The 24,437-nt window shown below is 62.7% G+C and carries 18 protein-coding genes; 8 read left to right on the top strand and 10 right to left on the bottom strand.

What is annotated here, in order from left to right; all coding sequences use genetic code 11:
* Positions 1 to 27: 27 nt before the first annotated feature.
* From ACZ5WW_RS07945 to ACZ5WW_RS07960, 4 genes are read left to right on the top strand one after another with little or no spacing between them, the layout of a single operon-like run.
* A complete protein-coding gene (locus tag ACZ5WW_RS07945; protein ID WP_377165419.1) occupies positions 28 to 561 on the top strand; it encodes a sigma-70 family RNA polymerase sigma factor in 534 nt (177 codons plus the stop codon).
* Entirely contained in the window at positions 558 to 2,012 is a 1,455-nt protein-coding gene (locus tag ACZ5WW_RS07950) for a LamG-like jellyroll fold domain-containing protein (RefSeq protein ID WP_377165416.1), read from the top strand. Before ACZ5WW_RS07945 ends, ACZ5WW_RS07950 begins: the two co-directional genes overlap by 4 nt.
* Positions 2,012 to 4,822 carry a DUF1553 domain-containing protein gene (locus ACZ5WW_RS07955; RefSeq protein WP_377165414.1) on the top strand — a complete coding sequence of 937 codons (2,811 nt, stop codon included), beginning with the start codon at positions 2,012 to 2,014 and terminating at the stop codon, positions 4,820 to 4,822. Before ACZ5WW_RS07950 ends, ACZ5WW_RS07955 begins: the two co-directional genes overlap by 1 nt.
* Positions 4,819 to 6,294, top strand: a complete 1,476-nt coding sequence (locus ACZ5WW_RS07960) for a DUF1501 domain-containing protein (RefSeq protein ID WP_377165412.1) — start codon at positions 4,819 to 4,821, stop codon at positions 6,292 to 6,294. Before ACZ5WW_RS07955 ends, ACZ5WW_RS07960 begins: the two co-directional genes overlap by 4 nt.
* Positions 6,295 to 6,309: 15 nt before the next feature.
* On the opposite strand, the gene ACZ5WW_RS07965 is transcribed toward ACZ5WW_RS07960, so the two are convergent.
* From ACZ5WW_RS07965 to ACZ5WW_RS07980, 4 genes are all read right to left on the bottom strand, one after another.
* Positions 6,310 to 6,753, bottom strand: coding sequence for an ABA4-like family protein (locus ACZ5WW_RS07965; protein WP_377165410.1), 444 nt, complete (start codon positions 6,751 to 6,753; stop codon positions 6,310 to 6,312).
* Positions 6,754 to 6,926: 173 nt separating this feature from the next.
* Positions 6,927 to 8,348 (bottom strand): cytochrome P450, encoded by a 1,422-nt coding sequence (locus tag ACZ5WW_RS07970; protein WP_377165408.1) that lies wholly within the window; start codon positions 8,346 to 8,348, stop codon positions 6,927 to 6,929.
* A gap of 292 nt (positions 8,349 to 8,640) precedes the next feature.
* Positions 8,641 to 10,470, bottom strand: coding sequence for a di-heme-cytochrome C peroxidase (locus tag ACZ5WW_RS07975; RefSeq protein ID WP_377165406.1), 1,830 nt, complete (start codon positions 10,468 to 10,470; stop codon positions 8,641 to 8,643).
* An 81-nt stretch (positions 10,471 to 10,551) separates the two neighbouring features.
* A complete protein-coding gene (locus ACZ5WW_RS07980; protein ID WP_377165404.1) occupies positions 10,552 to 11,652 on the bottom strand; it encodes an alpha/beta hydrolase in 1,101 nt (366 codons plus the stop codon).
* Between the two features lie 288 nt (positions 11,653 to 11,940).
* Between ACZ5WW_RS07980 and ACZ5WW_RS07985 the strand changes: the two genes are divergently transcribed.
* Complete coding sequence (locus tag ACZ5WW_RS07985) at positions 11,941 to 13,491, top strand: phospholipase effector Tle1 domain-containing protein (RefSeq protein ID WP_377165402.1); 1,551 nt, start codon at positions 11,941 to 11,943, stop codon at positions 13,489 to 13,491.
* Between the two features lie 22 nt (positions 13,492 to 13,513).
* Here the strand turns inward: ACZ5WW_RS07985 and ACZ5WW_RS07990 are convergent, their stop codons facing one another.
* From ACZ5WW_RS07990 to ACZ5WW_RS08015, 6 genes are read right to left on the bottom strand one after another with little or no spacing between them, the layout of a single operon-like run.
* Entirely contained in the window at positions 13,514 to 14,401 is an 888-nt protein-coding gene (locus ACZ5WW_RS07990; RefSeq protein ID WP_377165400.1) for a ribokinase, read from the bottom strand.
* Entirely contained in the window at positions 14,401 to 15,402 is a 1,002-nt protein-coding gene (locus ACZ5WW_RS07995; protein ID WP_377165398.1) for a nucleoside hydrolase, read from the bottom strand. Before ACZ5WW_RS07995 ends, ACZ5WW_RS07990 begins: the two co-directional genes overlap by 1 nt.
* On the bottom strand, positions 15,399 to 16,403 hold the full coding sequence (locus tag ACZ5WW_RS08000) for a nucleoside hydrolase (protein WP_377165396.1): 1,005 nt from the start codon (positions 16,401 to 16,403) through the stop codon (positions 15,399 to 15,401). Before ACZ5WW_RS08000 ends, ACZ5WW_RS07995 begins: the two co-directional genes overlap by 4 nt.
* Positions 16,404 to 16,408: 5 nt before the next feature.
* Positions 16,409 to 17,332, bottom strand: coding sequence for an ABC transporter permease (locus tag ACZ5WW_RS08005; RefSeq protein WP_377165394.1), 924 nt, complete (start codon positions 17,330 to 17,332; stop codon positions 16,409 to 16,411).
* A 16-nt stretch (positions 17,333 to 17,348) separates the two neighbouring features.
* Entirely contained in the window at positions 17,349 to 18,284 is a 936-nt protein-coding gene (locus ACZ5WW_RS08010) for a sugar ABC transporter substrate-binding protein (RefSeq protein ID WP_377165392.1), read from the bottom strand.
* Between the two features lie 53 nt (positions 18,285 to 18,337).
* Entirely contained in the window at positions 18,338 to 19,357 is a 1,020-nt protein-coding gene (locus tag ACZ5WW_RS08015; RefSeq protein WP_377165390.1) for a LacI family DNA-binding transcriptional regulator, read from the bottom strand.
* Between the two features lie 185 nt (positions 19,358 to 19,542).
* On the opposite strand from ACZ5WW_RS08015, the gene ACZ5WW_RS08020 reads away from it, so the two are divergent.
* From ACZ5WW_RS08020 to ACZ5WW_RS08030, 3 genes are read left to right on the top strand one after another with little or no spacing between them, the layout of a single operon-like run.
* On the top strand, positions 19,543 to 20,073 hold the full coding sequence (locus ACZ5WW_RS08020) for a sigma-70 family RNA polymerase sigma factor (RefSeq protein WP_377165388.1): 531 nt from the start codon (positions 19,543 to 19,545) through the stop codon (positions 20,071 to 20,073).
* Positions 20,070 to 21,605 carry a LamG-like jellyroll fold domain-containing protein gene (locus ACZ5WW_RS08025; RefSeq protein WP_377165386.1) on the top strand — a complete coding sequence of 512 codons (1,536 nt, stop codon included), beginning with the start codon at positions 20,070 to 20,072 and terminating at the stop codon, positions 21,603 to 21,605. The genes ACZ5WW_RS08020 and ACZ5WW_RS08025 overlap by 4 nt, the downstream gene beginning before the upstream one ends.
* Complete coding sequence (locus ACZ5WW_RS08030; RefSeq protein WP_377165384.1) at positions 21,602 to 24,436, top strand: PSD1 and planctomycete cytochrome C domain-containing protein; 2,835 nt, start codon at positions 21,602 to 21,604, stop codon at positions 24,434 to 24,436. Before ACZ5WW_RS08025 ends, ACZ5WW_RS08030 begins: the two co-directional genes overlap by 4 nt.
* The last annotated feature ends 1 nt before the right edge of the window (position 24,437 follow it).

The raw sequence follows: 24,437 nt of genomic DNA on the forward strand, positions 1-24,437 counted from the left end.
TGGTGGAGATAGAACCATGCCCACCGCATGTCTCCCACCGAACACGAACGCCACCGCCGCTTTCTGCGCAGCTTCACCGCGCACGAGCCCGCCCTACGCGCCCATGTGCGCCGGCTGGTCCCCGCACGCGCGGACGCGGACGACATCATGCAGGAGATCAGCGTCGTGCTGTGGGAGAAATTCGACACCCTGGCCGAAGGCGCAGACTTCAAGCCCTGGGCCTTTGGCGTGGCACGCTACGAGGTCTTGGCCTGGCTGAGAGATCGCGGGCGCGACCGCCTGGTGCTGGATGAAGAAGTCGTCTCCAAGATCGCGGAGGAGACCACCGCCCTGGAGCCCGTGCTGGAGCGCCAGCGCGAGGCCCTGGAGCACTGCATGCAAAAGGTGCCCGCAGAGCAGCGCGGCCTCCTCATGCAGGCCTACCAGCCCGAGTCCAGTATCCAGGAAGTGGCCCAAGGAAGCGGCCGCAGCGTGCCCGGTTTTTACCAGTGGCTGCACCGCATGCGGCAGAAGCTGCTGGACTGCATCCGCCGCGTTTTGGCAGAGGAGGTGGCCTCATGAAGGCAGAGCTCATGGCCGCCTACCTCAGCGGCAGCATCACCCCGCCGCAGATGCAGCAGCTCAATGCCCTGCTGCTGGCAGACGCGGAAGCCCGCCGCGAATTCGCCGAACTTCTCAACGTGGACTCCGCTCTCGCGGCGCTGGCTGCAGATTGGACCTCCACACCCAAGGCGGCGCGGCCAAAGCCTGCGCGCTGGCTCACCGCTTCCCCCCGCTGGATCACCGCCGCCGCAGCGTGCATCTCCCTGCTGCTCGGTGCCTGGTTCTGGCAGCAGGCCCACAGCACCTACGCCACCGTGTCCAAAGCCGCCGGTGTGCAGGAGCTGGCCGATGGCGCGGAACTGCGTGGCGAAACTCACGACATCCGCGCAGGCAGCGTCTCACTCGTCACCGCACGCGGCGCTCGCATCGTCATCGAGGCCCCGGCGGAGTTCTATTTTGAGTCCGCGCAGCGTCTGCATATGAAGCGCGGTCGTTTGGCAGCCGATGTGCCACCCACAGCGAAAGGCTTCACCGTCATCACGCCTTCCGGAGACGCCGTGGATCTGGGCACCCGCTTCGGTGTGGACGTGCCCACCAGCGGCGCGGCGGAGGTGCATGTGTTTCAGGGCGAGGTCATCACCAAGGCCTCCGGCGCGCATGACAGGCAAAGCCTGCGCGGCGGCGATGCCGTGACCTTCGCCGCAGGTGCCAGCACCGCACGCGAGCTGCGCTCCGCCGCCTTCATCCAGCCCGATGAAATGCCCGGCCTCACCGCAGGCCTCGCCGCCGGTCAGCGTGCCCAGGCAGAGGGTGCGCTCGCAGCTTTGCGCAAAGATCCCGCGCTCATCGCGCTGCTCGACTTTGAATCCGCCGAGGAACTGCCCGGTGTGTACCGCCGCGTGCAGGGCCGCTGGCCGGGCTCTCACGCGCCGGAGTTTGTGAATGTGGGCGATCATTTGAAGCTCGATGTCGGCGGCGGCCGCGACTGGCCACAGCTCACGCTCGCCGCCTGGGTCCGCATCGACCGCCTCGGCGCTCCCTACCAGTCCCTGCTGCACACCGATGGCTGGAGCCAGAACAACCCCGGCCAGGTGCACTGGATCATCAATCGCGACACCACCATGCGCCTCGCGCTCATCGGCAATGTGCTTGCCCCAGGCTCCATCGAGCGCCAGGGCCACCCCGACTCCCGCACGGGCGTGCTGCCGGAGCAGGGCCGCTGGGTTCACCTCGCCGCTGTCTATGACTCCGCGCAGAAAACCGCGCGCTTTTACCTCAACGGCCAGTTCGACAGCGAAACCCGCCTGCAGACCGCCCCCCCCGCGCGTCTGGGCCCCGCGCAGATCGGCAACTGGAACCAGCAGGACCGCAAGCTCAGCGGCCGCGTGGACGAGCTGCTCCTGCTGGGCCGCGCCATGACCGACGCCGAAATCCACGCCCTCCACGCCGCTGGCAATCCCTACCGCTGATGAAGCTCGCCCTCTCATTCCTGCTCGCCTCCTCCGCTCTCGCCGCCGCCGTCGATTTCGTGCGCGATGTACGCCCCATTTTCCAGCAGCACTGCTACAGCTGCCACGGCGAGAAAAAGCAGAAGTCCGGCCTGCGGCTCGACATCAAATCAGAAGCCTTCAAAGGCGGCGACAAGCACGCCCCCGACATCATCTCCGGCAAGGCCAAGGACAGTCCCCTCATCCACTTCATCATCACCGACGATGAAGACGAGCTCATGCCACCCAAAGGCAAAATCTCCTCCAAAGAGATCGAAACTCTCACCACCTGGATCAACGAAGGCGCCCCATGGCCCGACGGCATCGACCTCGCCAAACTCGAAAACCGCCTCGATCACTGGTCCTTCAAACCCATCCAAGTTTCAAGTTCTGCGCAAAGCATCGATAAATTCATCGACGCCAAGCTCGCCGAAAAGCATCTGCGCCGCTCCCCGCCCGCCGATCCCGTCTCACTCATCCGCCGCATCACCTTCGATCTCACCGGCCTGCCCCCAACACCCGAAGAAACCACCGCCTTCGAAAAAGAGTTCATCCAGGATCGAGCATCCAGCATCCAGCATCTCGTCGATCGCCTCCTCCAAAGCGAGCGCTACGGCGAACGCTGGGCCCAGCACTGGCTCGACGTGGTGCGCTACGCCGACACTCACGGCTTTGAGGTAAACACCGAGCGCCCCAACGCCTGGCCCTACCGCGACTACGTCATCCGCTCCTTCAACTACGACACGCCCTACGACCGCTTCATCAAAGAACAGATCGTCGGCGATGCCATGGGCCAGGACGCCGCCACCGGCTTCCTCGTCACCGCCTCCGTCCTGCTGCCCGGCCAGATCGGCAAAGACGATGCCTCCAAGCGCCTCGCACGCCAGGACTCCATTGACGAGATCGTGGTGAATCTCGGCCAGACCTTCCTCGGCCTCAGCATCGGCTGCGCGCGCTGCCACGATCACAAATTCGATCCCATCACCGCCAAAGACTACTACGCCATGCAGGCCTTTGTTGCCGGTGTCGAATACGCCGACCGCGACCTGCACACGCCCGAGGCCGAGGCCGCACGCGCCGAGGAAAAGAAGCTCAAGGCACGCCTCGCAGAGATCGACAAAGAACTCGCCCGCTTTGTGCCTCTTGCCAAATCCGGGACCGAGCGCCCCATGATCAATGCCCGCGAAAACGCCGACCGCTTTCCTCCGGTGAAAACAAAACGTGTGCGCTTCACCATCAAGGCCACCACCAATCTGGAGCCCTGCATCGATGAGCTGGAAGTCTTCAACACCGCCGGAGAAAACGTTGCCCTCGCCACCCTCGGCACCCAGCGCAAATCCTCCGGCGACATCGGCGTGGCCGAGCGCCACGAGCTGCGCTTTCTCAACGACGGTCGCTACGGCAACTCGCGCAGCTGGCTCTCCAACAAGCCTGGCCAGGGCTGGGTGGAGCTGGAGTTTCCGCAGGAGCAAACCATCGAGCGCGTCGTCTGGGGCCGCGACCGCGAAGGCAGGTTCACCGACCGCCTCCCCACCGACTACCAGATTGAAATATCTGATGCCACCGGCACCTGGCACACCGTGGCCGATGCCAGCGACCGCCAGAAGTTTGACCCCAAAAATCAGAACAAGAAAACCAAGCCCACCCTCAGCGGCCTCACCGCCGAAGAAACCAAACGCGCCAAACCGCTGATCCAGGAAAAGGCCGCCGCCGAGAAAAAAATCGCTCAGGCACAAAACGCCCAGAAAGCCTTCGCCGGCACCTTCCGCGCCCCCGACGACATCCACCTCCTCAATCGCGGCGATCCCGAGCAGCCCAAGGAATCCGTGACTCCTGCCGTGCTCAGCTCCCTCGGCCAATTGACGCTGCCCAAAGAAAGCGCTGAGCAGCAGCGCCGCCGCGCGCTCGCCGACTGGATCGCCAGCCCGCAAAACCCGCTCACCGCGCGCGTCATGGTCAACCGCATCTGGCAGGGCCACTTCGGCACCGGCCTCGTGCAGACCGCCAGCGACTTCGGCCACATGGGCATGAAGCCCACCCACCCCGAACTCCTCGACTGGCTCGCCGCCGAATTCATCCGCAGCGGCTGGAGCGTGAAGCACATGCACCGGCTGATCATGCTCTCAGAGACCTATGGGCAATCAAGTCAGACTCACGACTTGGCAACGCCTCCATCAGCCAGCGCGCCTCAAGACAAAATCATAAATCATAAATCAAAAATCATAAATGAAGGCCCCCTTCTCGACGCCGACGTCCGCTACCTCTGGCGCTATCCTTCCCGCCGCATCGAAGCCGAATCCATTCGCGACTCCATGCTCGCCGTCAGCGGTCGCCTGAACCTGAAAATGTTCGGTCGTGGCTTCAACTTCTTCGACCAGCGCGGCGGCCTCAGCGGCTTTGATCCCATTGAGACCTTCACCCCGGAAAACGAGCGCCGCATGATCTACGCGCACAAGGTACGCCGCGAGCCCGAAACCGTCTTCGGCGCCTTTGACTGCCCGGATGCCGGCCAGAGCACCGCCCGCCGCATCGAAAGCACCACGCCCATCCAGGCCCTCAATCTCTTCAACAGCCGCTTCACCCTCGTGCAAAGCACCGCCTTTGCTGAACGCGCCAAAAAAGAAGCCGGTCCCGATCTCGCAAATCAAATCACCCACGCCTACCGCCTCGCCTTCAGTCGCGTGCCCACTCCCGAGGAACTCGCCGACACCACGCCTCTCGTCCGCGAACACGGCCTCACCGCCCTCTGCCGCGCCCTCTTCAACAGCAACGAGTTTCTCTTTGTGCCATGAGCCCCCACGCCGAACACCTCTCCCCTGCAGGCCATCACCTGCTCGACCGCCGCCGCTTTCTCTCCAGCAGCGCCACGGCTCTCGGCTCGGTCGCATTGACCAACCTCCTCGGCCTCGATGGCCTGCTGGCAGCTCAGTCAAACGGCCCCATCATCGACCCCGCGCGCCCCTACGCCCCACGCCAGCCGCATTTCCCTGCGAAGGCCAAAAACGTCGTCGTCATCTTCTGCGCGGGTGCCGTCAGCCAGCTCGAAACCTGGGACTACAAGCCCGAGCTCATCAAGTGGGACGACAAGCCTCTCCCTGGCGGACCCGCCGTCACCTTCCAAGGGCCCGCTGGCAATCTCGCCCGCCCGCAATACACCTTCCGCCAGCGCGGCCAGACCGGCAAATGGGTCAGCGACATGATCCCGCATCTCGCGGAGCTCACCGACGACATCGCCTTCGTCCATTCGCTCACCAGCAAGTCCAACACCCACGGCCCCGCCGAAAACTTCCTCTCCACTGGCTTCAACCTCGACGGCTTTCCCTCCCTCGGCGCCTGGACCACCTACGCGCTCGGCAGCGAGAACCAGGATCTGCCCTCCTACGTCGCCATCCCCGATCCTCGCGGCGTGCCGCAAAACGGTGCCAACAACTGGGGTCCCGGCTTTCTCCCCGCCGCCTTTCAAGGCACCACGATGAGCTCCAAGGCCCCCGTGCGCCACCTCGCCGCCCCCGGCATCACTCCCGCTTCAGATCAGGCCGCACGCTCCCTGCTTCAGCGCATGAATGCCCGCCACCTCGCCGCCCATCCCGGCGATGGCAAACTCGCCGCACGCATCGCCAGCTACGAGCTCGCTGCGCGCATGCAGCTCAGCGTCCCAGAAATCAGCGACATTAGCACCGAGCCTGCGCAAATCCTCAAGCTCTACGGAGCCGACGACACCCAAAACGCCGACAAAGCCGCCTTTGCCAAAAACTGCATCCTCGCCCGCCGCCTCATCGAAAAAGGCGTGCGCTTTGTGCAGCTTTTCAACGGAGCCTACGCCAGCGGCGGCAAGCTCAACTGGGACGGCCACAACGCCCTCAAGGAGCAGTATGACGTTCACGCCTCCATCCTCGACCAGCCCGCCGCTGCGCTCATTCGCGACCTCAAAGCCCGAGGTCTGCTCGACGATACCCTCGTCGTCTGGTGCACCGAATTCGGCCGCATGCCCTTCTTCCAAAAAGGCGCCAAAGGACGCGACCACAATCCCGATGGCTTCACCTGCTGGATGACCGGCGCAGGCGTGAAGCCCGGCGTCAGCACAGGCGAGTGCGATGACCTCGGCCAGAAAGCCGTGAAGGACATCCATCCCCTCTACGACTTCAACGCCACAATACTGCACCTCCTCGGCCTCGATCACGAGCGCCTCACCTTCGAACACAACGGCGTCCAGCGCCGCCTCACCAACGTCGAAGGCCACGTGATCAAGCAGATGCTGGCGTAAAAGCCCCCCTTGTTATCAGACAGCCTGCGAAGGCGCCGATGGAGCTTTGAGTGCACGCAGAAGCAGGTAGGCGCAGGTGCCCGTGGGACCGACCAACAGGGTGAGCAGCAGGCAGGGCGCGACGAGCCAGCGGTTGTAGCCACGTTCCAGACTGTCAAAGTGGATCCAGCGGCCGACGAAGAGATCGACTCCCAGGAAGTGAATCCACGCGAGCGCAACGCAGTGGGGATCGGCGAAGAGCTTGGTGATCTCGACAAAGTTTCCGCGCGCGAAAATGGGCAGGTTGGTGAGGTAGTACGGGATGTTCAGCAGCGCATAGGGCAGGCAGATGAGAAAGATGGGCCACAGCGGGCGCATGAGCTTCTCGGTGCCTTTCCAGCGTGGGAGAAAGACCATGCTAAGCCAGAAGGGCGCAACATAGAAATTGCAGATTTTGAAGGCAGAGGCGTAAAGGTCCATAAGGTGTGCAGGTGGTGGAGAGTGTGTGGATGGACAGGTGTCGTCCACCCGCTCAAACTCGTCCCAGATCATGAAGCGGAAGCTGGCTGCTCCGTGGTGGTTGGCCGGAAAACAATGAGGTGCGGAGGAATGATTCAGGGAGGTGGTTCCAGCCGCACATCAGTTGGGCTGCTTTAGTCTAGGTCGTATTCGAGGATGTACTGCTCTGGGAATGGGCCGCCTTTTTGATTGATCTCGCCGTCTTTGCCAGGAGCCGGGCGGAGGTTTTTCTTGAGCAGCAGGGCTTTGATGATCTGCGGCACCTGGATGAGGCTGATGTGGTCTCCCAGGCAGCGGTGCCAGCCGTAGCCGAGGATCATGTACATGCTCTGCGGACGGTCGAGGCGGAACTCCTCGGGATTTTTGACAAAGGTCTCGTCAAACATGGCGGACTGCGTCCCAGCCAGCACGAGTGAGCCTTTGGCGATCTTGGTTTCGCGCGGGGTGCCTTTGGCCAGGACGTAGTCCTGCTCGGCGTAGCGTGGGAGGACGGAGTTGCCCGGGCGGAAGCGCAGGGCCTCCCAGACATAGCGGCCGAGGAGGTCGTCGTTGTTTTCGCGTGCGGCCTTGATGGCGCCCTGCAGTTCCGTGGGGCGGGTGAAAAGCTCGGCGAGGCATTTGCACACGGCGGCCTGGGTGGTCTCTCCGGCACCGATCAGCAGGCCGGCGGTGAGGATGATCATGCGGTCGTCCGTGATGCCCTGGACCTTGTTGGTGCCTTCTTTGAGCATGCGCGCGAGGATGGTGTCCTCAGCACCGGGGTTCTTGGTGAGGAGCACGCGTTTCTCCTGAATGAGGCCGCCGATGTAGGCGGTCATCTCGTGGCCGGCGCGGATGGCATCGGCGTGGATGGGAGGCTCGGCCTTGATGTTTTTAAAGAAGTCGGCCTGCGTGGCGCGTGACCAACGGAACATCGATGCCTCGTCCGGCCCGGGGAAGCCGCCATAGGTGCCGGTGAGCAGGATGGGCACGCGACGGGCCACTTTGTTCACGATCTCGATGCGGCCGATGGCCTTGCCGCTCTTGTCCGTGGTGGTCTGCGTACCTTCGGCGATGGCCTTGTGCGCGAGGGAGACGACCTGGCTCCTGATGCGCGGGAAGTCGGCAGGCGACATAAGATGCCGCATGTAGGGCTTCTCCACGAGGTTGTAGCGTGTGTGATCCCGCCCAAGCATGAAGGCCCCCATGCAGTCGTCCATCTTGGAGCCATACAGGCGCACGCTGAAGGTGTCCCAGTTGTCGAGCACTTCGACGACGTCCTTGCGGTTGGCGACGAGCACCGTGGAGGTGAACTTGAGCCCGGCCTTGGTGGGCACAGGTGCGGTGGTGATGGTGGGCCGATGGGCGCGCATCTCCTTGAAGGTCTCGATGGAGTTGTCCTGCAGCCAGCTGAAGAGAGTCTTGAGCTTGAGCACCTCCAGCCACTGGCGGTCGTAGTCTTTGAGGAAGGCCTGCGAGCCCTTGGGATGCAGGCGGTCAATGGGAGCTACGATGGAGCAGGAGACGACGCAGGCGGCGGCGGCGAGGGTGAGTGCGGTGGCGGGCTTGAGTTTCATAGGAGCGCGTGAGAGTATAAGTGGGGGGCGGTGTGGCTCGTCGTTCTGGATTCGTCCTCGTCCTCCTGCTCGATCAATGCGCGGGCGATGGGTGAATGCGGGAGCGTGCGGGACTGCAAACTGCGAATTGAAAACTGAGAACTGAAAATTGGGGTGGGGCGCTGGATGGTTGAGCTGTTGAGGGCGCTGGAGTCCGCACACGCAGTGTGCGGACCACGCCATGATGGATGGGCGGAGCGGTGGTGTTTATCTTTGAGCTTTTATTTTTGAGCTTTGCCCCTGCCCCGCTGCCTCAGAGACTCTTGAGGTATTCGAGCAGTTCTTTGCGCTGGTCGTCGTTGAGTTCGGCTGTGCCATATTCGTGGCCGGCGTTGGAATTGCCCGGGAGGGCTGTGTCAAAGGTGAAGGAGGGCTTGCCGTCAAATTCGGGCATGTCCTTGTAGCCTGCGTTCACGGGGTCATACTCGCGGGTGCCGAGGTGGAAGGTCTTGGAGCGCTGTGCGGCGGGGAGCAGCATTTCCTTGAGGTTGGGGACGGAGCCGTTGTGCAGGTAGGGCGGTGTGGCCCAGATGCCGGTGAGCGGACGCGCCTTGTACTTCTTGGGCGCCATGGGCAGGCTCGTGTTGACCACGGGATTGGTGCGGAGGTTTTCCCGGCGCTGGTTGAAGTCGGCAAAAATGCGGTCAAGCACGCTGGTGTTGTCCTCTCCCGGTGCGCCGGGCACATAGCTCTTGGCCGCAGCGTCGATGGTCTCCGCCGTGATCTCTCCCTTGGCGATGGTGATGTTGGCCTTGATGGACTCCAGCGGGTGTTCCAGCAGGCCGCCGACGACGGAGTTGATGAGGGGATCGAGGCCGTTCGTTTCCGCTGGGATTTCATTGCCCACGACGCCAGCCTGCTTGCGCCCGGCGAATTTGCCAGCCTTGCGCAGCTTGATCATGTTGTCGTACTCGCGGGAGTCCGTGCCGACTTTCTCGATGTCCACGAGGACGGACTTGTAGTTCATGCCTTCGTTTTCGCGGGTGACGACGGCGTGGCAGGAAGCGCAGTGCTTGTCGTAATGGACGCGGCCTTTTTCAGCGAGAGCCTTGTCGATGGGCGGAAGGATTTTCTCCGGCCACTGCGGAGAGCGCAGAGTGGCGACCCACTGCTCCAGAAGGCCGATGTTTTCGACGATGATGGAGGACTTGTATTTGTGGGCTTGTTTGTCGTCGGGGATCTCCATCTCTCCATACACACCCAGGACTTCGCCGCCGTTGCGGATGAGGGAGCCGATGTTCAGCGGGCCATTCGGGGCAAAGCCGGTCCACTGCACCACGTCAGACTGGTGGGTGCCCCAGAGGAACGGGTAGCTAACCGGGGCGTCTGAGGCCAGGGCGTTGTCCGGCATGTTGTTCATGTGGACGAGCACCTTGTTGAAGATCTGGCCGATGGCGTCTGTGCGACCGTAGCCGTACTGGGGCATGTTGGGGCTCTGGTAGTGGTTGGCCACATTGCGGTCGTTGAGTGCGGCGGTGCGCTTTTTGAGGGCGTCGCGCAGCGCGGTCTTGCCCTCGGTCGTTGCGCTTTGGCCCAGCACGGCGGTGGCAAACCGGGTGAATTTCTCCTCGTCCTCGGCGGTCTTTTTCATCGCGGCCACCAGGTTGAGGTCAAAGGCGTCCACATCGGCGATGGTCTGCCCGCCATCGATGCGGATGGTCGTGCCGTTGTAGGCGATCTGGCCGGTGTGGCACGCCGCGCAGGTCATGCCGAGCCAGGCCTGCTTCTTTTCATCGACCCCGCGCACAAAGCCGACGGGGAGCCCGTCGGGGTTCCATTTGGAGTCGGGGCCGGTGGGCAGGTAGCGCAGGGCGCGCATGTTGTCATCACCTCGGAAAAGGGCCTGGCTGTCGGGCATTTCGAGCGCGAGAAACCATTCATACGGCAGAATGCGCGAGCCCTGATTGGTGAAGTAGTAGGCCTGCTGCGTGCGGACGGACCAGCCCTGCTCCAGATTGATCGCGTTGTCCTTGGAGTTCTCCACTGGCGTGCCTGTGGCGATGATGTGTCCGGCGGAGTACCGGAAGTAAAAGAGCGCGCCTGCAATGAGGACGAGCACAGCGATGGGCAGTGGCTTTTTCATGGTATCTTGGTGTGTGTGAGGTCGGTGATCTGATTTTTTCCCCGTCCTCGCGCATGGCGTGGACGCTGGGCGTGTGAGGAGCTACTTCTGGGGCCAGGCGTTTCCTTTGAGCAGGCCACGGGCATCGAGGGCGCTGCGGTCTATGCCTTTGAGAATCTCCTTCATGAGCGTGACGGTGCCCGGATACACAAAGTACGCGCCGTGGATCGGGATGCCGTCGATGAGCGGGATGCTGTCATACTGCGCAGGGAAGAAGGTGGAGCAGTCCACGTCCCACACATTGTCCACACGGCCGCTGACGCTGTCGGTAGGCGGGCGCACGGCCAGACCGCTGCGGCCCAGGCGGCGGGTGCCAAAGTGCTTGAGCCCGGACGACGCGCCCAGCACGCTGTCGCGTCCGGTGTACAGGGCGGTGACACGGTAGGTGAGATTGGCGAGAGCGGCCCCATCTGCGCTGTCCTGGCAGCCGGGCTCAAAGAGGTCGTTGTCCACATCGGCGGCCACCATGAGGATCTGGTTCACCAGGGAGACAGCCAGTGGCTGGTTCTGCCGCTTCCAGCACGCGCCCATGGCACGGTGCAGGAGGAAATTGCCCATGCTGTGAGCGATGATGGAGATCTTCGCGCGGCAGGCATCCGCTGGGTCGTTCTGCGCATCCTTCTGCTTGATCAGCAGCCAGTCGTGCAGGCGGCTCAGGATGTCGGTAAAATCGGCGGCGCAGGCCTGGGCATGGTCGCGGTCCGGCAGATAGCCGAGGATGCTGCCGAGGGAGGGCCAGTCAAAGGAGATGCAGAGGCCGAGGCCGTCCGGTCCGGCGTAGATGTCCCGCGTGAGCTGCTGGTAGCGCTGGGCAGCGTCGGTAAAGCCATTGTTGTAGCCGTGAATGAAGAAGCCCACGTGCTTCTGCTCCTGGTGCGCGGCCATCTGGCTGAGCATGGGCATGGCATCCGCCGGCTGGCCGCTCTGCGCGGTAAAGGCGGCGGCCGTGGCCTGCGAGACGAGGGGAAAAGCCAGCGCGGCCTGCTTGAGCTGTGTCTCAAAGGCGGCGGCGGAAACGGAGGTCCATTTGTCGATGGTGTCCGCCTTGTCGTCGTCGGTGGTCCAGTAGCTCACTTTGCCGATCTCGTGAGTTGGCTGCCCCTGGCGGAAGAGCCGGTTGCTGATCATCCAGTATTTAGGCATAAGTTTACGTCTTAAGTTAAGACTTGTTTTAACCATGTCTTATTTCTGCAAGACGAGAAAGTAAACGCAAAAATTCCAGGGAATCATTTTTACATAATAATTTATGGTCAATGTTCAGAGACGTAGGTAATCCACAAAAGGCAGAAGCCCCGGCAGCCTATGGAAACCGGCTGCGAATGATTTAGCTTTGGATTTCGCCTGTCTGGGCTGGCTGACACGGAGCCGTTGAAAAATCAGCTCTCCCAGCAATGAGTTGACATCTCCGGCATTCCCCGGGACAAACGGCGCATGATTTTCAAAAATCTTTCTGACAGGGCATGCCGCACCCACCTGATGGCAGGCATGGCGGCGGCGCTGGTCGCAGTGTCTCTCACAGGCTGCCAGCTCTACCGCTTTAATGTGCAGTATGCGCCCAACCCGGCCACGCCCCGACGCTACGCCCCGGAGGAGCAGAACGAGCCCAAGCAGATCAATGTCTTCTTTGACGGCACATCCAACAACTGGCAGGCGCGCACGAATGTGCGGCGGAGCTTTGAGCAGCAGGCGGTGGCGGAGGACCCGCACTCACCCTGCATCTACGTGGAGGGCGTGGGTGTGCGCACTCTGACGGGCAAGGCCTTTGGCTGGGGGATCAAGGACCGCGTGATCGATGCGTACGCTTTCCTGGCACGCTACTGGAATGCGGGCGCAAAGGACAAGATCCACATCTTTGGCTTCAGCCGCGGGGCCTTTGAGGCGCGCATGCTGGCGGGCATGATGGCGCACTGCGGGCTGCCGGACGCCTCGCACCTCTTCACCCAGGACGTGCCGCAGAACAAGCTGCGTGAGAAGAAGCTCAAGGCGCTCTCCACCGCCGTGTATGACTACTGCGCCCTGCACCTCACCGACCCCGCTCCCAAGGATGGGAAGAGCATCCCGCTGAAGGTTTGGAATGACACCCTGAAGGCCAACCAGGCCAGGCTGCACGCAGAGCCCTTCTGCCAGGGCTGGCTGTTTCACGATCCCACGATCCAGCTGCTGGGCATCTGGGACACAGTGCCCGGGCTTCCCTTTACCAAGCTGCGCAACGATGGCGAAGTCATCCCCGGCAGGCCGCAGCGCTACAAGGTGCGCCCCTACCCAAACATCCGGCTCACCGTGCACGCGCTGAGCCTCGATGAGAAGCGCAGCCAGTTCCACCCGCTGATCGTCGGCCCGCCGATCGATCCCTCATGCAAGGTCTACGAAGTGTGGTTCCCCGGCGCACATTCAGACATCGGCGGCGGGTATGAGGACTCAAACGACATGGCAGGCACCTCGCTGGCCTGGATGGACGAGGTCATGAAAAACGAGGGTCTCATCAAGCGCACGCACAGCTACTACCGGGATGTGCACGGTATTTTGCACCACCCGGAAAAAAATGCCTTCAGCAGCATCGGCTCTCACGAGCAGGCGCGTCATGTGCCGTATGGTTCGCATGTGGACTTCTCGGTCTTCAAGCGTGCCAACCTGGAGCCGCATCCGGAGGAGGGCATTCGTGTCGGCGTCGTTTACGAGCCCACCCTGCACGTGCAGCAGCCGGACGGCAGCCTCAGGACGTTGAAAATAGCCGGTGCCACAAAATACCAGCCTGACCAAGCCCGTAGGATGCTGCAAAGCGTGGGCCTGGACCTCTACGACCCGGCGCAGAACCTTGAAAACCGCCCCGAGGGCGCACCGCTGACACTGAGCCAGATGAACGTGGAGGTGAAAACCGTGGAAAAAACCACGGCTCCATCAGCGCAGCCGCTCCATGCCCCGTCGAAGGGTAAGCCTGCAGACAGGAGGCCCCCGCCCGGAGATGCAGCGTATCCTCAGTAGGAGGCAGCGCGCCCCTCTTTCCTCACATCTGCGGCTGCCCGAATGCCTCAATCTCACCGCGCAACGGAATCGCCGGCTGCGCACCCGGCTTCAGCGTCGCCAGCGCACCCGCCGCATTCGCGAACGGAATCGCATCTACTCTGCCCTCGCTGCTCGCCACGGCAAACGCCCCCGCAAACGTATCCCCCGCCCCCACCGTATCCACAGGCGTCACCTGCGGCGGCGCGAACTCCTCCACACCATCCTCCGTGATGCTCAGCGTGCTCTCCGCGCCACGTGTGATGATGAGATGCCGACACATCGCTTCATGCAAACTTTGGCCAGTGGTGATCTGCTCCGCTTCCCCCTCATTCACGATCAGCGTGTCCACCACGAACCGCGCCGCGAGATACTCAGTATTCAACGGAGATGGATTCAAAACCACACGCACACCAGCCTCTCTCGCGATCTCTGCCGCCTTCTGCACCACCGCCAGCGGACACTCCAGTTGCAGCAGCAGCGCATCCGCAGCGCGGATTAGCTCTGCATGGCGGTCGATGTCCTCCGGCGTGATCGCATGGTTCGCACCCGCATTCACGATGATCGAGTTCTCCCCACGATCATCCACGGCAATGAAAGCCGAGCCCGTGGGCAGCGCCGAACGCAAAACGCCCGTCGTATCAATGCCTTCGCTCTCCAACGTCTCGACATACCGCGCCCCAAAGTCATCCTGCCCCACGCAGCCGATCATGCTCACCGCCCCGCCCGCGCGCGCAGCCGCCACGGCCTGGTTCGCCCCCTTGCCGCCAAAGCATGTCAGCATGCTGCTGGACGTCAGCGTTTCCCCCGGCGCGGGAATATGCGGCACACGCAGCGTGTGGTCCACATTCAGCGAGCCGACGACGACAATCCTGGGGCGCTGTGCTGACATCACTTCTTCGCGGCGGGGGGTGGTTCCACGCTGAGCTGCACGATCGCCTCGCGCACACGTGACGCCTGCTCCGGGCTCATGACCAAAAAGCGGTGATTGCCTTTGCCCTTTTTGTTGGCACGGAAGAGCGTGGCCGAATCATCTTCCACAATGACCGTCCCCGGCGGCGAGAGATCAAAGTAGCCGCGCTCCGGCAGCACCGCATACAGCACCGATGTCGGGTCCCAAGTCGGGCGGTCATGCGGCGGCGGATTGTACAAATAATACGCCTCCTTCAGCGGATGATGCGGGATGTAGTCGAGATCCTGTTCGATCACCACATGCGGAAACGCCGCCGCTACACCGATCTCATACCCGCTCCACACCACCTGGGTAGGCCACTCCTTGGCCAGCTTCTGCGCTGCAGGCACATCCAGCTTCACGTTGTACTCCAGGTGCCGCGTGTCCCACTGCACCGTCTGAAACGCACCTGCCATGATGCTCAGCACCTTCACCTTTTTCGCGACCAATTCTTTCCCGCCCGGGTCATCCAGCAGACGCGACAGATTGGTAAAGAAGCCCACCTGCGCGATCACCACGCTGCTGTCCGGCTGCTTCGACAGGATGTCCTTGATCAGGCCCACCGCATCCGGTGCATCCGCCCCGCTCTTGAGATCATGCGGATACCTCAGGCTGCCATCGGCGTTCTTTTCATCCGCCAGCAGATTGAACTTCCCAGCCTCCTTCGCCGCTCCATCACGCACCACGCCGATCGGGATGTCCGGATAGCCGTAGAGCGTGTTCACCGCATCCACAAACGCCGCCGCCTGCGGATGGTCTTTCGTGATCGTCACCGCCAGCAGTTCGCACGCACCGCGTTTTTGCAGGTTGTGGATCATCGCCAGCGCCATGAGGTCATCGACATCATTGCCCATGTCGGTGTCAAAGATGAGCTTCACCGGCGCCGCTTGGGACAGGCCGCACAGCGTGCAGAAAAGGAGAGTGAGCAGTCGTTTCATCATTTCTTGGGTGGTTGGACGGTGGTTTGAACAATGGCCTCCAGCGCACGCGCCTGCTGCACCGATGTCATCGTGAGAAAGCGGTCGCGCTTGCCGCCCTTGGCATCCTTGCCAGGCGGCGTGAATTTGGTGAAGCCGTCAGCGCCCACGCTCACGCGGCCTGCGTCAGAGAGACCAAAAAAGCCGCGCTCAGGAAACACCGCCTGCAGCACGCTGCTCTCATCCCAGCACGGCCGGTCATGCGCCGGCCCGCTGTGCAGCAGGTAGGCCTCCTTCACGATGTGGTGCGGCATGTAGCCAAAATCCTGCGCGATGCTCGCCCGTGGAAATGGCAGCGCCTCGCCGATCTCATACCCGCTCCAGTAAACCGTCACCTCCTCCGGCCACTCCTTCGCCACCGTCTGCATGAAGCCGATGCCATTGATCACGTTCGCCTCCAGGTGGTAGTTCGTCCGATTGCAGAAAGCGAACGCTCCCGCCATGATTGAAAGCATCTTCACCTTCTTCCGGATCAGCGCCGGTCCATCCAGCGGCGAATGCGCATCCGCCTTCGATTTGAGCAGGTTCGCCATGTTTGAGGCGATGCCCACGCTGATGATCGAAACACTCCCGTCCGGCTGTTTCGCCAGCAGCTCGCGCAGCAGGTCCACCGCCTCACACGCGTCCTCATTCTTTTTCAAATCATGCGGATAGTCCGGTGAATGCGCCAGCTTCAAATAACTGCTCGGCCGCTTCTGCGCCGCAGCATCACGCGTCACCCCAATCGGCAGGTCCGGCCTTCCGTAAAACGTGTTCTGCGCATCCACAAAACTCGCCGTCAGCGGATTGTCCTTCGAGATCGTCACCCCGAGAAACTCACACGCGCCGCGATCCGCCAGCGTGTGGCACATCGTCAGCGCCAGCACATCATCCACATCTCCGGTGATGTCGGTGTCAAAGATGATGCGCGGCTTTTCAGCGAAAGCCGACGCACCAAGAAGCAATAAAAGAACAATCGATTTCATGCAGATCATTTTCTCCTCCAGGTATCCGCCAGCACCGCAGCCACGATGACCAGCCCGGTCACCACACGCTTCACCGGCTCCGTCGCACCCACCTGAATCAGTCCGGCCTCCAGCGTGGCGATGATGAGCACGCCCATGAAGCTCTTCACCACAGAGCCACGCCCGCCCATCAGGCTCGTGCCACCCACGACCACCGCAGCGATCGCCCCCAGCTCAAAACCCGTGCCCGCATTCGGGTCCGCCGAGCCAAGACGCGAGCAGTTAAACACCGCCGCCAGTCCGGTCAGCGCGCCCAGCAGTGCATGCGCAAAGATCCGCGGACGATCCACCGGCAGCCCCGAAACCAGCGCCGCCTCACGGTTCGCACCGATGGCGATCAAGTGCCGCCCCAACGCCATTTGCGAGAGCATCACCTGCCCCGCCGCCACCACCAGCAGGCTGATCACAAACGCAGGCGAAATCACCAGCCCGCCAAACGGCGCGCCCAGCGCCTCGATGTCCGCGCCAATGTACTTCGTCTGCGAGTTCGTCGTCAAAAACGCCAGCCCACGCGCGATCTCCAGCATGCCCAGCGAGACGATAAAAGACGGCAGCCGCAGCTTCACGCTCACCGCCCCCGTCGTGCCACCGAGCAGAGCTCCCACAGCCACGCAGCTCGTCACTGCCATCATCAGCCCCCAGTGCATGTCCGCCATCAGCACACCCGCCACAGCACCGCAAAAACCCAGCAGCGAACCCACCGAGAGATCAATGCCGCCTGTCACCATCACCAGCGTCATCCCCGTGGCCACCAGCGCCAGCGCCGGAATGCGATTCGCCACCGTGCCCAGCGTACCCAGGCTAAGGAAACTCTCCCGCAGCACGCCAAACAGCCCGATCATGGCCGTCAGCACGCCCATGAGGATGAAGAAGTCGGTGAAGCGGCGCATGATCAAAAACGCGAGTTCACTTCGCGATCACATCCACCGGTGTCTGCTGGTCCGCAGGCTCCGTTTTGTCCTTCAAAACCTTGAGCGCCGCCTCGATGCCAAACACCGCGAGCTGATCCCCATGCTGGTCGCAGGTGGCCAGCACACGGCCATCCGCCAGCAGCGGTTTGAGCGCGGCGATGTTGTCAAAGCCCACGATCTGCACCTGCCCCGTCTTGCCCGCAGACTGCACCGCAGCCGCCGCACCCAGCGCCATGTTGTCATTCGCGCACAGCAGCGCCTTCACATTCGAATTCGCCGCCAGGATGCCCGCCGCCACGCCATTCGCCTTCTCCATCTCCCACTGCCCGCTTTGCGTTGCCACGATCTTCATGCCCGCCGCATTCATCGCATCTTCAAAGCCCGCCTTGCGCTGCTGTCCGTTAAAGGCCGTCGTCACACCTTCGATGATCGCCACCTCATCCCCTGCCTTGAGCTTCTTTGCCAGCACCTCCGCCACCGCCTTCGCACCAGCGCGGTTGTCCGGTCCCACAAAGGGAATGTTCAACCCCGCCTGCTTCAGCGCGTCGGCGTCCAGCTTGTTGTCGATGTTAATGATGAGCACGCCCGCCGCCTTCGCACGTTTCAGCACCGTCACCAGTGCCTTGGAGTCCGCCGGTGCAATGACAATGGCCTGCACGCCCTGCGACACCATCTGGTCCACCAGCCCCACCTGCTCAGCGAGATCCGTCTCGTTCTTGATGCCGTTCACGGTCAGCTCGTAGTCCGCCGCATGCGCCGACTGGTGCTTCTTTGCGCCTTCGGCCATGGTTTGAAAAAACTCATTCGCCAGCGACTTCATCACCAGCGCCACCTTGGGTTTTCCAGTGGCAGTCGAGCTGGCAGGTCCGCCCGCCGGCTTGCAGGAAAGCAGCGCGAGACTGGCGAGGAGAAGTGGAACGAGGCATTTCATGGTTGGAAATTGGCAATTTTGCGCAAACGATTGTGCAGAAGGAATACTTTCGGTCAATCTTTCTTCTTGGTCCCGATGGACGCGCGCTCAATCAGCCGCACCGGCAGCGTCGTCAGCGCCTTCCGGGATGGCTTTCCGCCTCGCTTGATCAGCTCGCAGAGGCGGTCCACCGACACCGTGCCCATGTCCTCCACCGGCTGCGCCAGCGTCGTCAGCGGTGGCGAAAGCAGCGTGGCCCACGGCTGTTCGTCAAAGGCGATGAGCGAGAGATCCTCCGGAATGATGAGCCCCCGCTCACGCACCGCCTCCAGCGCGCCCAGTGCCAGCTGATTGCTCAGCGCCAGCACCGCAGTCGGGCGCGGCTTCATCTCCAGCAGCCGCAGCGTGTGCTCACGCGCGATGGCCTGCGAATGCTCACCACCCACAAGAAACTTCCCCTCAAAGCGCAGCCCCGCCTCGCTCAATCCCGCACGATACCCCCGCACCCGCTCCACGATAACCGAGCTGTCCTCCCGCCCCTGCAGGCAGGCGATGCGCTTGTGCCCCAGCTTCACCAGCCGCTTCACCGCTTCTCGCGCCCCAGTAAAATTGTCCGCCACCACCGCCGCCGTTTTCAGCGCCGTAAAGACACGGTCCACCTGCGTCAGCGGCAGCTTGGAGGCAATGAGCGGCTGCAAATGCGCGCTGTCCCCGCCCACCGGCGCGAGAATCAGCCCGTCAATGCGACGGTCCATCAACGTGCGAATGCACTCCGCCTCCACCTCGTCGGATTCCTGCGAGTCGGCCAGCAGCACCGTGTAGCCCAGCGCCCGTGCACGGCGCTCCACCGCACGCGCCAGCGCGGCAAAGAACGGATTCGAGATGTCCGGGATCACCAGCCCAAGCGTGCGCGTGCTCTGCAGCCGCAGGCTGCGCGCCAGTTCATCCGGGCGCACGCCCATCGCCGCAGCTTCATCCAGAATGTGCTTCTGTGTCTCCTTCGCGATTCGAAACTCATCGCCCCGCCCCGCCATCACACGCGAGACCGTGCTGGCGGAAATGCCGAGATGCTGGGCGAGAGATTTGAGATTCATGCTGGCGACTCCGACACACTGGCAACAAACCCGCAGCACCGCAACAACACCTGCTCACACGCCGACGGAACACACGGAAATCAGAACTTCCGGATCAGTTTCCGCGTCTTCTGTGTATTCCCCCGGCCACCCTTCTGGTACAATTTTGGCACTCCCCACCTCCCCGCCGGGAATACCAAGCGGCCATGCCAGACTCTCCATCCAGCACCGAGACCCTCGTCCTCCTGCTCACGCAGCATCAGGAGCCGTTGTTTCGCTACATCTTCAGCCTCGTCCCGCGCGAGGCAGACGCCCGCGACATCCTGCAGGAGACGAGCCTGGCTCTGTATCGCAAATTCGCCGAGTACGACCCCGCCCGCCCCTTCCTCCCCTGGGCCTACCGCTTCGCCTACCTCCAGGTGCAGAAGCATCGCGAAAAATCCGCACACTCGCCCCTTCTCTTCAGCGAGGACGTCATGGACCTCCTCGCCAGCGAGCGCTCCCACATCGAGCCACAGCTCGATGAGCGCCTGCGCCTGCTCGATGCCTGTCTGCAAAAGCTCACCCCGCAGGATCAGGAGCTCGTCACCAGCCGCTACGCCCAGCGCCAGAGTGCCGAGGAAATGATGAGCCGCTTCTCCCTCAGCCGCCGCACCCTCTTCCGCAATCTGGAGCTGCTGCGCCAGCGCCTTCACGAGTGCGTCTCGCGCCAGCTTCAAACCGAGGGCATCACATGAATCTCGAATCCCTCATCCATGCCGCGATCGATGGCGAGATCACACCCGAGCAGCACGCGCAGCTCGAAGCCCTGCTGCGCTCCGACTGGCAGGCACGCCGCCTTTACCTGGAGCTCGTCGATCAGCATGCACGCCTGCTGCAGCAGCCCGCCGTCAATACCGGCCGCCTGCAATCCACCACGCCCAAACGCCAGCCTCGCCACTGGTGGCCCTCTCTCACCGCAGCCGCTGCAGCCATCGCCTGCGCCTTCCTCTTCTGGCCCCGCCACCCAGCGGAAACCGAGGCCACTTCCAACGGCGTCGCCATGCTCAGCCAGACCATGGATGCACAGTTTGCCACGGCACTCCGCAGCGGCGACACCCTCAAGCCCGGCACCGTCAAGCTCACCCAGGGCCTAGCGCAGATCGAGTTTTATAGCGGAGCCACCGCTTTGATCGAAGGCGCTGCCGAGATCGAAATCCTCTCCGCTTGGGAGGCGCGCTGTCTCAGCGGTCGCGTGCGTGTGCATGTGCCACCTGCTGCCAAAGGCTTCCTCATGCACGCCCCCGGCATGAAGCTCGAAGACCTCGGCACCGAGTTCGCCCTCAATGTGAAGGATAACACCAGCGCCGTTCATGTCTTCGAAGGCGAGGTCATCGCCCACACCGATGCCCAGACATCCGCGAGTCTGAAGCAAGGCATGTCCCTTTCCTCAACTAAAACCGCCAGCCCATCGCCGCAGGATTTCCTCTCCATCAATGAGCTTCACGGCCTCGTGCAAAAGCGCGACACCCAGCGCTTTGATCAATGGCAGCAGTGGTCGCTCGAAACGCGCAAAGACCCGCGCCTCATCGCCTACTACACCTTCAAGCACTGGGAGGACGACCGCTGGGACCGCCTCGTCAACAACTTCGCGGAACCCCGCCGCCCCAGCCGTGCCGGTGGCGCGGTCGGTGCCAGCTGGACCCAGGGCCGCTGGCAGAAAAAGGAGGCACTGGAGTTCAAGCGCCCCGGCGACCGCGTGCGGCTCAACCTCGACGGCACCTACGACGCCCTCACCCTCGCCTGCTGGGTCAAGGTCGACTCCGTGGACAAAAAGTACAATTCCCTCCTCCTCACCGACGGCTACGACAACGGCGAGCCCCACTGGCAGATCTACGAAGACGGCAGCCTCATGTTCTCCATCATGTATCGTCCGGCGGATGCAGCCAGGAGCGCCAAGCAAAACCAGATGTACTTCAGCCGCCCTGTCTTCACCGCCGACAGCCTCGGCCGCTGGCACCATCTCGCAGTCACGTATGACAACGCGCGCGGAGAGGTCATCCAGTACTTCGATGGCCAGGAAGTTGGCCGCGAAATCTCCACACTCCACCAACCCGGCCGTGACATCGTTTTCGGCCCCTGCGAAATCGGCAACTGGGGCCTGCCCACCCAGGGCCACCAGTTCCCCATCCGCAATCTCAACGGTGCCGTCGACGAATTCGCCATCTACAGCGCCGCATTAAAGGCTTCTGAAGTCCGTAACCTCTACGACCACGGCAAACCCGAATGACCACGAGCCAAATCTTTTTCATCAGCCTGCTCGCCGCATCTTCCCTCCATGCCGAGGATGCCGAGGCGCTCTTCGTCCGCCGCGTCTGGCCGCTGTTTCAGGAAAAATGCCTCGCCTGCCACGGCAATGACGAAACGAAGATCAAAGGCGGCTACGACATGCGCACGCAGGAGAGCGCCATGAAGGGCGGCGAGAGCGAAAAGAAATCCATCATCCCTGGCAGGCCCGAGGACAGCCCGCTCTACCTCGCCTCCACTCGTCAGCACGCCGACGACTGGGAGCCTATGCCCCCCAAGGAGGCGGACAAGCTCTACGCCGAGCAGCTCGGCTGGATCAAAAACTGGATCGAAGGCGGAGCCCCCTGGCCTGATGAGGCAAAACGCAGCACCATCGCCAAGGCCAACGCCGAAAAATGGAGCGCCGAAGACGGCATTGTGGTCAAAACCTCCGGCGCACTCTCCCCCGAATGGGCCGGCCGCCGCTACAAGCCCGAAGGCCTCTGGGCCTACCAGCCAGTAAAAAAGCCTGCCGTGCCCGCTGGCCAGCATCCCATCGACTTCCTCCTCGCTGTCAAAGACCCCGCACCCGCCGCCGATCCACGCACCTTCATCCGCCGCGCCACCTTCGACCTCACCGGCCTCCCTCCCACTCCCGAGGAAGTTGAAGCATTCACAGCCGCTTACAGCAAAGACCCGGCATCCAGCATCCATCAACTAATCAACCGCCTGCTCGACTCCCCCCACTACGGCGAGCGCATGGCACGTCACTGGCTCGATGTCACCCGCTACGCCGACAGCAGTGGCTTTGCCAACGACTACGAGCGCGGCAACGCCTGGCGCTACCGCGACTACGTCGTCCGCAGCTTCAATGCCGACAAGCCCTACGACCAGTTCATCAAAGAACAAATCGCCGGAGATGAAATGCAGGAAAGTGGTGCAGGCACTCCTGCCCGCAACTCTCAGAACCCCGAACTCCTCATCGCCACCGGCTTCCTCCGCATGGGCCCCTGGGAGCTCACCGGCATGGAGGTCGCCAAGATCGCCCGCCAGCGCTTCCTCGATGACGTCACCAATAGCGTCGGCGAGACCTTCCTCGCCCACTCGCTGCAGTGCGCCCGCTGCCACGATCACAAGTTCGACCCCGTCCCCACGCACGACTACTACGCCATCCAGGCCTGCTTTGGCACCACCCAGCTCGTGGAGCGCCCCGCTCCCTTCCTGCCCGTGGAAAACACCACCGGCTTTGAGGAGAAAAAATACCTGGAGGCACGCCGCGACGAGCACCTGGCCATGCTCGCCCGCCTTGATGAAAAGATGCTCGCCAATGCTGCAAAGTGGTATGCTGAAAAGAAGCTCGATCCCGCCGCCTGGGACAAGGCGGTGACCTCCGCACGCGCCTTCATCGCTGGCGGTGGCAAAATGAAAAAAGGCCGCAGCTTCACCGGCGTCTTTGAAACCGCCCGCGCCGCTCTTCAAAAGCAAAACCTGCCCGAAGATCAATACCCGCCCAAGCTCGTCGGCTTTGCCCCCGAGGATTTCGGAAACGAACGCGTGGCCCGTAAAGGCCTCGAACGCCTCAAGTGGGAGCTGGAGCGCTACGAGCCCTTTGCCTTCAGCGTCTATGACGGCCTCACCCCGCAGGTTGTCAGCGTTTACCAGCCCATCCGCATGCCGCAAAATCCCATGGCCAACGGCGAGCTGGAAAAAACCGCCATCCTTGGTGGGGGCGATCCCTTCTCCCCCACACTCCCGGTCAAACCCGGCGTGCTCTCAGTTCTCAGCAGCATCGAGTTCCCAGACGCCATCACCGGTCGCCGCACCGCATTGGCAAATTGGATCGCCAGCCGCGACAACCCGCTCACCACCCGCGTCATCGTCAATCGCCTCTGGCTCTGGCACTTCGGCCAGGCCATCGCGGGCAATCCCAACAACTTCGGCAGCACCGGCAAAAAGCCCACCCATCCCGCCCTGCTCGACTGGCTCGCAGCCACCCTGGTGGAAAAGAATTGGTCCATCAAAGAGATGCACCGCCTCATCATGACCAGCGCCGCCTACCAGCGCAGCTCAGGGTTCAAAGGTAAGTTGAACCGCGAAGACGCCGAAAAATCCTACGCCGTCTTCAAGCCCCGCCGCCTCATGGCCGAGGAGCTGCGCGATGCCATGCTCAGCATCACCGGCGAATTGAACCCCACCCTCGGCGGCATACCCAACCGCCCCGAGATCAATATCGAGGTCGCCATGCAGCCACGTCAGGTCATGGGCACCTTTGCCGCCGCCTGGGTGCCGAATGCGCTGCCTGCACAGCGCCACCGCCGCAGCCTCTACGCGCTCAAGATTCGTGGCCTGCGCGATCCTTTCATGGAGGTCTTCAACGAGCCCGCGCCCGACTTCTCCTGCGAAGCCCGCGAGGTCTCCACCGTCACGCCCCAGGTCTTCAGCCTCTTCAATGGCCAGGCCAGCTACAGCCGCGCCCTCGCACTCGCACACCGCGTGCTGCAAGAAAAGACACCCGATGCCATCACCCGCATCTTCCAGCTCACCTACGGCCGCGCTCCCTCCGCCGAAGAAAAAGCCGCCTGCACCGCTCACTGGCAGGCCATGCAAAAGAAACAAACCGGCCTCACCTTCCCCCAATCATCCCCGCCGCTCACTGTGAAGCGTGACGCTGTGGAGGAAAACACCGGCGAGAAATTCAGCTTCCAGGAAAAGCTCCCCGCCTACGCCGACTTCGTCCCCGACCTCCAGCCCGCCGATGTCGATGCCCGCACCCGCGCACTCGCAGACGTCTGCCTGGCCCTGCTGAACTCCAACGAATTTGCCTACCTCTACTGAG

This window comes from Prosthecobacter fluviatilis (genome assembly GCF_055388355.1).